This window comes from Prevotella sp. S7 MS 2 (genome assembly GCF_000762865.1).
GTDB lineage: Bacteria > Bacteroidota > Bacteroidia > Bacteroidales > Bacteroidaceae > Prevotella.
This window is the reverse complement of sequence record NZ_JRPT01000086.1, coordinates 1-10,056: the sequence shown is the minus strand read 5'-3', so window position 1 is coordinate 10,056 and position 10,056 is coordinate 1. Positions and strand designations below refer to the sequence as shown.

Genomic DNA, 10,056 nt, shown 5'->3' with positions numbered 1-10,056 from the left:
TAAAGAATAATAAAAAATCCCCTTCACAGATGGCTTTGTTCCATTCCATGAAAGGGATTGTTTTATAATATTGTTATCTTACTTCTTTATATTGGCTTTTTGTAGGCCATATCCTTTCTTTTTATCGATGGCAATGAGCACCAACGATGTAATAATGGCAGCGATACCGAAGCCGGTGAAGATACTCATGGAGGTGGTATAGCTTGGGTCGCTTCCGTTAACTCTTCCTATCCACATTGGAACCAAGGACAATCCTATATTCTGGATGTAGAATATAACGGCGTAAGCACTTCCCAAATACTTCAAAGGAATAATCTTTGGGACGCTTGGCCACATGGCAGATGGTACCAAAGAGAAGGCAATACCTAGAATAATCATGATGATAACGGCAAACCAACCGTATGGCATGATGTGGGTAGCAAAGATGAGATGTACGCCTGTTAGCATAGTACTACCGATCAACATCAGTGTGGCACCTTTGCCTACCTTATCATATATAGAACCGAATAGGGGAGTAAGGAAGATGGTTCCAAATGGAATCAAGCCGGGAATGATACCGGCCCATTCCTCTTTTACGGCATAGTTGGCAACCATTAGCTTGGTAGCAAACTTCAAGAAGGGGAACACACCGCTATAGAAAAGGAGGCATAAGATGGTAATACACCAAAAGCCGGGATTGGTAAAGATAAGTTTCAAATCGCTGAAATGGAATGATTCGTCTTCGCTCTCTACAGTGTTTTCTGCATTATATGCAGCTGTCGATGCATCTAGTTTCTTGTCCATGATGTTGTAAACCAAGAATGCCAGCAGACCAATGATTAAGAGTGCTGCGCCTAAGAGAATGGGAGCACCAATAGAATTGCCAAAAGCCTTGGCAATAGGGAGGCTTCCCATCATAGCAGCCGCAGTTCCTAGACGAGCCAATGCCACCTGTAATCCCATGGCTAATGCCAACTCGTGACCGGCAAACCATTTCGTCATAATCTTAGAAACGGTGATTCCGCAGATTTCACAGCCAACTCCGAAGATGGCAAAACCGAGTGAAGCGATAGCCGCCGACATCGGTAATGAGAAGTTGACAAAATCGAGTGTGAATTTGGTATCGCCGAAATCTCCAGTGATTCCGTAGTATTTGATGAATACACCGGCAACCATGAGTACGCATGATAAGATTCCGGCAAATCTGATTCCCATCTTGTCGAGGATGATACCCCCGAAGAATAACATGAGCAGGAAGACGTTGATGAGACCGTAAGAGCCGGCAAAGAATCCGTAATCATCGGAACTCCAACCTAGTCCACCAGCCGATGCTGGCTTGGTAAGTAGTACTTCTAGAGGTGACATAACGTCGGTGATGAAGTATCCCATCATCATTGTGAAGGCTACGATGAACAAGGCTGTCCATCTAGCACTGGCACTGTCACTCAATTTCTTTTGTATTTTTTCGACCATTTTTATTGATATGTATTATTATTTTTTCAACCATTTATCCAACCAACTGAAGAAGGTACGCTGCCAGAGAATACCGTTTTGTGGCTTCAATACCCAGTGGTTTTCATCGGGGAAGATGAGAAGTTCGGCCGGGATGCCGCGCATACGGGCTGCATTAAATGCTCCCATACCTTGATTAGCATTGATTCGATAATCTTTTTCACCGTGAATGACGAGGATGGGAGTATCCCATTTGTCGACAAACTTGTGAGGACTGTTGTCATAAGTCTTCTTGCCATTGGCAGTAATATCCTTGTTCCAAGGCGCACTCTCGTATTCCCAATTAGAGAACCATGCTTCCTCGGTATCGGTATACATGCTTTCGAGGTTGAAAGCACCGTCGTGTGCGATGAACGCTTTGAATCGTTTGTCGTGGTGACCGGCCAAATAGAATACCGAGAAACCACCGAAGCTGGCTCCTACGCATCCCAATCTGTCTTTGTCAACATAAGGTAAGTTGGTGGTAGCATCGTCAATGGCGCTGAAGTAATCGTTCATACATTGACCGGTCCAATCGCCACTGATGTCCTCGTTCCATTTGCTTCCAAAGCCCGGAAGTCCGCGTCTGTTGGGGGCAATAACAATGTACCCGTTGGCTGCCATGATTTGGAAATTCCAACGATAGCTCCAAAATTGGCTTACCGGACTTTGTGGTCCACCCTCACAGAATAATAGAGTGGGGTACTTCTTTGTGGCATCGAAGTGTGGCGGAAGTACTACCCAAACGAGCATATCTTTGCCATCGGTGGTCTTCACCCAGCGCTGTTCTGTCTTGCCGAGTGCCAATTGGTCGTATATATGCTTATTTTCAAAAGTTATTTGACTAACAATTGCTTTCTTCTCTTTGCCCGGTTTCACCAAGAAAAGTTCGTCGCCATTCTGATGAGAGTGTCTGCTTGCTAAGAGCATATTACCGTTGTTGGCTAGTTGTATGCTTCCATAGTCAAACCAACCGTCGGTAAGTTGTATCACTTTTCCCTCTAGGTTAGTCTGATATATCATTTCTGTGGCATGCCAAATACCGAGGAAATAAAGTGTTTTTGAGTCGTTATTCCAGCAGTAATCGTCTACATTGGAGTCGAAACTCTCCGTTACGTATTTCTTTTTTCCGGTTGCCAAGTTGTATACGCATAGGCGGTTGCGATCGCTCTCATAGCCGTTGTGCTCCATACTTTGCCATGCAATGTATTTGCCATTGGGCGAGAATTTTGGGTTGACATCGTAGCCTACATTCATATCTGCATCTTGATGATTCACCGCTTGAGTCTTCATCGTCTTGGTAGCATCAATCTTTGGCTCGACATAACCGACTGGTTTGCAGATGTTTTTGGTCTGCTTAGTCTCTATATCGTAAAGATATATGTCGGTATCTGTGGAGATTGCGTATTGTATTCCCTCTTTTTTTCGAGAAGTATAGGCAATGATTTTAGAGTCAGGACTCCATGCTATTTGCTCTATTCCACCAAAAGGAGCAACCGGACTTTCGTAAGGTTCGCCCTCCATGATGTCTGTTCCATTGTTGATACCGGCCTCTGATACCTCTGCAAGGAATGGATGAGCAATGCTTTCTACGTAATGATCCCAGTGGCGATAGTTCATATCGGTGACCAATCTACCTGTAGCTTTGGGTAAATCATCAGGATTCTTTTTGATGGTTCCGTAGTAAGGAATCGATTTGATGAGCACCACTTTCTTGCCATCGGGGCTAAAACGGAAGCCCTCAATGTCTATAACTGAGTGTGATAATTGCTTGCGTTCGCTTCCATCTGCCTTCATACTCCATATCTGACCGGCTCTTAAGAAGGCTATTCTTTGGCCGTTTTCAATCCATGTAGCATCGCTTTCGCTCTTGTTATCAAGTGTAAGTTGTTTCTTGTTCTTGCCATTTATGTCTGCAAGATAGAGTATTGTATGACTCTTATTCTCTTTTACACTGTAATAAGATACTTGATATACTATTTGTTTTCCATTCGGAGAAACCTGTGAACCACCCATTCTGCCCATGGCCCAAAGTGCTTCCGGAGTCATCAAGTCGGATTGTAGAGTGATGTGATGTGGCCCTATGATACTCTGTTCTTGGGCTTGGCTCTGTGTTGATACAGTGAGCATTGTTGCCATTGCTAGTCCCACTATTCTGTTCATATTTGTTGTTATAATGCTAAAAGAGCCACTAACTTTCTTCTTTTTCCGAATTCGAGTTAGTGGCTTCTGTGTTATTTATAATCCTTTTTTCTTTCTATTGAGTTCTTCTTGCTTACGTCTGGTTTCTTCTTGTTGCTTCTGTTGCATCTCTTGCAAGGCTTGGAGTCTGGCAGCTAAGCCTCCCATTTTCTTCTGAGGATTCGCTTGGTTCTCCTTATAACGTGTTTCCAAGAGTTGAAGAAGTTTCTCGTCGTTGGTCGTTTTTCGCAATGCCCACATGATAGCAGCACTGAAGAAGAGGCTGACGAAGTAGTAGAAATTCAGTCCGGCACTATAGTCGTTGAACATAAAGAAGAAGAATAGAGGCATCAGATACATCATGTATTGCATCATCTTCATCTGTTCAGCCTGCTGACCTACCATCTGATCGCGCTGTTGACGCATTGTCATCCAAGAGTAAAGGACGTTGGCTATGCAGAAAAGAATACAGGTTAAGCTCAAGTGATCGCCTATCAACCAAAGATTATTGTTCCATTCGAAGATGGGATCGTAGGTACTTAAATCTTTAATCCATAAGAAATTCTCACCTCGTAATTGGATAGCGTTCGGCACAAAGTTGAACATTGCAATCCAGATAGGCATCTGTATCAGCATAGGAAGACAGCCTGATAGTGGGCTTACCCCATACTTAGAGTACTCAGCCATCATGGCTTGTTGCTTTTGCATTTGGTCTTCCGGCTTGTCATATTGCTTGGTTGCCTCGTCCAATTTCGGTTTCAACACACGCATTTTGGCTGAACTCATGTAGCTTTTCTTCACCATCGGGTAGGTAATAACCTTTAGCAAGAGGGTTATCAGTATCAATACGATACCCATATTGATATTGAGTCCGGTCAGGAAATCGAATACATAGAGGGTAAACCAGCGGTTGATGATGCGGAAGAGTGGCCAGCCTAAGTAAACCAAGCGTTGTAGTTGAAGATCCTTACCAAAGGTACTTTCTTTTTCAACCTTTTGTAATAGCCTGAAATCATTGGGGCCGTAATAGAACTCAAACTCCGATGCTTGATTGCCTTTGGGGTCGAAGAAAGTCTTCAATTTAGCTCTATACTGCTTCAAATATCCGCTTTCTTTCTCTTGGGGGATACTTGTCATCAGTGAATTTGCTGCAAAATCATTCTTCGCAATCATTACGGCTGAGAAGAATTGATTCTTAAATGCCACCCAATCTGTTTTGTCTTCGATACTCTCATCAATCTTTTCTTGGGTTTCATTCAAGTAATCTGTGCCTCCATCTACTTTGTGATAGGTGAGGGTAGCGTAGCGATTCTCGAATGTGAAACCGCGTTCTTGCTGGCGGCACATGTCTTCCCAAGTCACATCCATAGTTGATGTGTTTGGGGCAAATAGGCCTGCCATGCCACTCACACGCATCTGCATGCGTAGCAGATAATCTTTGCCAAGTGTATAATTGATAGTAATAGCCTGACCACTATTGGCACTAGCGGTGAATGTAACAGTAGAATCTGTTACCTGACTTGGCTGGAAATACAAGTCTTGCGTAGCAATATTGGTCTGTTTGGCCGCCAATGTATAATTCAAACTTTGGTCTTTCCCATCGAAGATAGTCACGTCTTTGTTACCATTACGATCTGAGAAATTCTTGATAACAGCTTTGGTTACGGTGGCTCCCTTCGTATTGAACGATAGTTCTAGTTTCTTGTTTTTGAGGATGACAGTGTGTGCTTCACCCACCAATGATTCGTGGAAAAGAACTGTGGTATCGGTCAGTGCTGCTTGTTTCTCGGCAGTCTGTTGGGCTTTAGACTTAAATTCGGCAGCCTTCTTTGCTTCCTCTTGTTTTGCTTTTGCGATGGAGTCTTGTACAAATGCAGCTCTCTGTTCTTCTTTAGAGGGCTGGCTCCACCAACTGAAACCTATCAGTACGAGACCAATTAATACAAGCCCAATTACGTTATTGCGATCCATTATTGTTTGTTAGATAATGATAGCCAAGTCTCGTAAAATAACAATGGGACTTGGCTATCGTATGAAATGTTTAGTGTTTCTTGCTTTCGCTAGCCGTTTTAATGAAGTCTACAAAGAGTGGATGTGGCTTTAAAACGGTCGATTGATATTCCGGATGGAACTGCGTACCGATGTACCATTTCAGTCCTGGAATTTCTACTATCTCTACCAAGTCGCTTTCCGGATTCTTTCCAACACACATCATGCCGGCCTTTTCGTACTCGGTCAGATAGTCGTTGTTGAATTCATAGCGGTGGCGATGGCGTTCCTGAATATGCTCTTGTTTGTAAATATCGAAGACACGAGAGTTTTGTCGCAGTTTACAATCGTATGCACCAAGACGCATAGTACCACCCATATTGGTGATATTTTTCTGCTCTTCCATGATGTCGATAACGTTATGCTCGGTCTTCTCGTCCATTTCACGGCTGTTAGCATCGCTATATCCCAATACATTGCGAGCAAACTCAATCACCATCATTTGCATACCTAGGCAGATGCCAAATGTAGGAATGTCGTGGATGCGAGCATAGTGAGCAGCGATAATTTTTCCTTCGATACCACGTTGACCAAATCCCGGACATACCATGATACCATCTTGACCTTCCAAGAGTTCGCTGATATTCTCTTCGGTTATCTTCTCTGAGTTGATAAAAGTGAGCACGGTCTTGCGGTCGTTGTACGTACCTGCTTGAGAAAGGCTTTCGCGTATGCTCTTATAAGCGTCTTGCAAGTCGTATTTACCAATCAGGCCGATGTGTACTTCTTCGGTAGCTTTGTTCCTTCTTTCAAGGAATTCTTTCCACGGACCGAGCGTAGGTTTCTCACCGACAGGCTCGCCTATTTTGCGAAGGATGGCTGCATCGAGTCCTTGGTTCTGCATATTGACAGGTACTTCGTAGATACTTGGCAGATCTTCACTCTGAATAACGCAGTCGAAATCTACGTTACAGAAGCTTGCAACTTTCTTTAAAATGCCTTCTCCGAGGTGTTTCTCGGTTCGTAAAACCAATATGTCGGGTTGAATACCAATGCTCTGTAGTTCTTTTACTGAGTGCTGGGTAGGTTTCGTCTTCAATTCTCCAGCCGCCTTTAAATAGGGGACGTACGTCAAGTGTACGTTGATAGCATTCTTACCAAGTTCCCATTTGAGCTGTCTGATGGCTTCCATATATGGAGCACTTTCGATGTCGCCGATAGTACCACCAATCTCTGTAATGACGAAATCGTAATGGTATTTTTGGCCAAGCATCTTCACATTGCGCTTGATTTCGTCGGTGATGTGGGGCACAACCTGAATGGTCTTGCCTAAATAATCACCACGACGTTCTTTGTCGATGACAGCTTTGTAGATTCTACCTGTAGTAAGAGAGTTGGCCTTAGTGGTTTGAATGCCGGTATAACGCTCGTAATGTCCCAAGTCCAAATCTGTCTCCATACCATCCACTGTGACATAGCATTCGCCATGTTCGTAAGGGTTTAGCGTCCCCGGGTCGATGTTAATGTACGGGTCGAACTTTTGAATTGTGATGTTATATCCCCTTGCTTGTAGAAGTTTACCAATAGATGCAGAGATGATACCTTTGCCTAATGATGATACCACTCCGCCGGTTACGAAGATGTATTTTGTCTCAGCCACGATGTTTGGTTTAAATAAAAATGTTCAATGTGCAAAATTACAACAAAATAATGAACCCTCCAAAACTAATCAATATTAATATTTCGGCATTGTGTTCTTGCATACCTAAATATTCATTTTTTCAGAGCTAGTGTATAGGTTATATGAATTCGACGATTTTACATTATTTAATCAAGGCAAGGGTATCTACCCATTCTATCATTGAGATTAGGGCTGCCAAACTCTCTAATAATCTGATCTTGAAATAATCATATACATATTATGTTCGTTGGACTCACGTTGTATTAGTTTACATTTTCAATAAAGGTCACGTCTTTAATAAAGAACTTAGTCGTACTGTAAATATCCGGTACAAAGTACACAAGCACCTTCTTCAAGTCATTTGCAGTTGCAGCACGATCACTTTTTTCTTCTTTTATTTTATTCAAATCAAAAGTGAATGTTTTCTCAGCCCATTCGGTTGTTGCAGCAATATGCTTGATAGTATTAGTTGTTCCGTTTTCGTAAAACCACAATTTCTCGCCCATGCAAGGTATTACCCCTAGTTGAAGTTTACTTGCCATACTGGCTTTCACCTTAAACTTTAAGGTATATTTTCCTGCTTTAGCTGCATTTTCTTGTGTACAATAATAAAGTGTACCATTATGCCATGCACCATCTTTACGAACTAATGACATAGCCGATTCCGTATTATCGAAAGCAATTATCGCGTTATCTTTAAAACTTGCCTGTGTAATAACTGTATTCCAACCTTCTACACAAGTCTGCTTCTCTTTTTGAGCAGTTAGGGTTGTAGAAGTTGAGAAAGTTCCTTGTGCAGACGAAATCAATTCCACAGGTACTATAGGGTCTTTCTCTAACTTACCGGTTTGGTCGACATCAGTATTCCATCCACTTGTAGTTACATCAGTAGAGACTGCCACGACCTTTTTCTCTGCATCAATAGACAGGGTAAACTTAGTACTACCGCCTTGTGTAAGAGTCTTATCTTCTGCAGGTTTATACCTATAAACGGTTGAACCTACAGCTATTTTGAACATTTCACTACCCGAAGTAAATGTTTGTGCGGGAACTACAGCCCAATATTCTTGTGACGATTCTGAAACTTTCCACATTTTAATAGAGAGAGCTTCACCACTTGTAGCGAACTTATTAGTAGTGTGTGTCCATGTTATTGTTGGCTGTGCTTTAACAGTAATACTAGTAGCATCAGACAATGCGTCACCTACTAGTACCACCTTTACCAAAGAAAGTCCATGATTAAAGGTAAATTTTACAGCTGTACCTGTAGCACTAGACTTGGCATACAAGAAATCATTAGCTTCAAAATCGGTTTGTGAAGTTTGATTGGTAACTGTAAATGCCACAGTACCATCAGCATTTGATTCGGCATAAGGGTAATAAGCATAAAAATTACCAATAGCTGTTGCATCTGTCCATGTAATCTCATTTCCTTGATTTGCAACGGTAAGACTGCCTCCATCGGTAGCATTTACGTTATACTTAACGTTAGTAGCTGTTGCGCCACCAGTAGCGTAGATACCAAGCAAATCGCCATCTTTGAATTGGGTAGAACCGTCTGAAGTGCTTACCACTGTACGTGTAATTGGATTACTGTTTACAAAGAAACTAACTTCCTCTCCATTGCAAGCAGGCGTAAACTTCTCGTCGCTATTGTTACAAGCAGAGAATACTGCAATAGAGACAATAACCGTCATCAATAATTTTTTCTTCATGATAATGTAGATTTTAGTTTTAAATATTTTAATGTGAGTCCAACGAAATATCTATCATTTCTGATTTGAAGAATAGCTAGATTAATTGCTACTTTATGGCATTAGATATTAAAGAATTGCAAAGAAATCATCACTATGTTTAATGGAAGCAAAGTTACTGAAAAAACATTTATAGCGGATGAATTCTTTAAGTTATTTGAGCAAATAATAGAAAAATGTGCTATTTTAACTATCAAAAACGGAAATATTACTATGAATCCATGGAATAGTCAATGAAGAATTGAAGAATATAGCATAGGTGAAATATTCAAGGTACAGGTATTTCCGGATGTGTTTCTTCATCTTGTCTTATACCGTATTTACATCGTGTATACACTTTCTTGTAATTGCTTTTTATTTATCTATGAATGTTAATTTACTATCTTCATCCAACGTACAAATATTAGGTTTGGCAAGCGCATATTCAAGGAGTCTAGTATTCTTTTCTATAATTATTGAAGATGAGCATTCTTATATTGGATAATTACTTACGATGCACTACCATAACCCTATTGATAGCCAGGAAATTACGTTTTAATCGGTACCTATATGGCTCATAATGATATGACAAATGAACTCTGCCCTTCATATCGTCCGATCATCCGTAATTTCCTCTCCCTTTCTGTTCCTTTTCCTCGTTCCATCAATGTCGCTGCATTTGAACGTTGTTCTAATTGCAAATTTACATAAAAATCGCGATATATAAGCCCGTGGAAATAAAAAACGGGAAATAAATTCCCGAATCGCCTTCCCATTTGACGGAAAAGTGTCAAGGCCAGCATAAATTCTTTGTCCTAAATGCGTGCTCTAAGTCACAATATGTATTATCTTTGAGCAAAAAAAGATACTCTTGTTCGCGCTCTTTCTTCTTTGCAGCTTTATAAGCAAAATCATTACACTGCTTAGAGCAAAATTGCGTCTTGTAACTGTGGGCAATGAATGTTGCACCACACCATTCACATGTCCTTTTGAACTCCATAC

At 41.4% G+C, this 10,056-nt stretch carries 5 protein-coding genes; all 5 read right to left on the bottom strand.

Features of this window, described 5'->3' with window-relative positions; translation table 11 throughout:
* Positions 1–78: 78 nt before the first annotated feature.
* Positions 79–1,452: an MFS transporter gene (locus HMPREF0671_RS11085; RefSeq protein ID WP_036900651.1), complete on the bottom strand. Its 1,374-nt coding sequence runs from the start codon at positions 1,450–1,452 to the stop codon at positions 79–81.
* Between the two features lie 18 nt (positions 1,453–1,470).
* A complete protein-coding gene (locus tag HMPREF0671_RS11080; RefSeq protein WP_036900648.1) occupies positions 1,471–3,633 on the bottom strand; it encodes a S9 family peptidase in 2,163 nt (720 codons plus the stop codon).
* Positions 3,634–3,708: 75 nt separating this feature from the next.
* Positions 3,709–5,622, bottom strand: a complete 1,914-nt coding sequence (gene yidC, locus HMPREF0671_RS11075; protein WP_036900646.1) for a membrane protein insertase YidC — start codon at positions 5,620–5,622, stop codon at positions 3,709–3,711.
* A gap of 70 nt (positions 5,623–5,692) precedes the next feature.
* Positions 5,693–7,300, bottom strand: a complete 1,608-nt coding sequence (locus HMPREF0671_RS11070; RefSeq protein ID WP_036900644.1) for a CTP synthase — start codon at positions 7,298–7,300, stop codon at positions 5,693–5,695.
* A 284-nt stretch (positions 7,301–7,584) separates the two neighbouring features.
* A complete protein-coding gene (locus HMPREF0671_RS11065) occupies positions 7,585–9,036 on the bottom strand; it encodes a fimbrillin family protein (RefSeq protein WP_036900641.1) in 1,452 nt (483 codons plus the stop codon).
* Positions 9,037–10,056: the final 1,020 nt, after the last annotated feature.

Bases quoted from the DNA above. Each gene is read 5' to 3' on its own strand.
- yidC (WP_036900646.1), bottom strand. From the start codon at position 5,622: ATGGATCGCAATAACGTAATTGGGCTTGTATTAATTGGTCTCGTACTG.
- HMPREF0671_RS11065 (WP_036900641.1), bottom strand. From the start codon at position 9,036: ATGAAGAAAAAATTATTGATGACGGTTATTGTCTCTATTGCAGTATTC.
- HMPREF0671_RS11080 (WP_036900648.1), bottom strand. From the start codon at position 3,633: ATGAACAGAATAGTGGGACTAGCAATGGCAACAATGCTCACTGTATCA.
- HMPREF0671_RS11085 (WP_036900651.1), bottom strand. From the start codon at position 1,452: ATGGTCGAAAAAATACAAAAGAAATTGAGTGACAGTGCCAGTGCTAGA.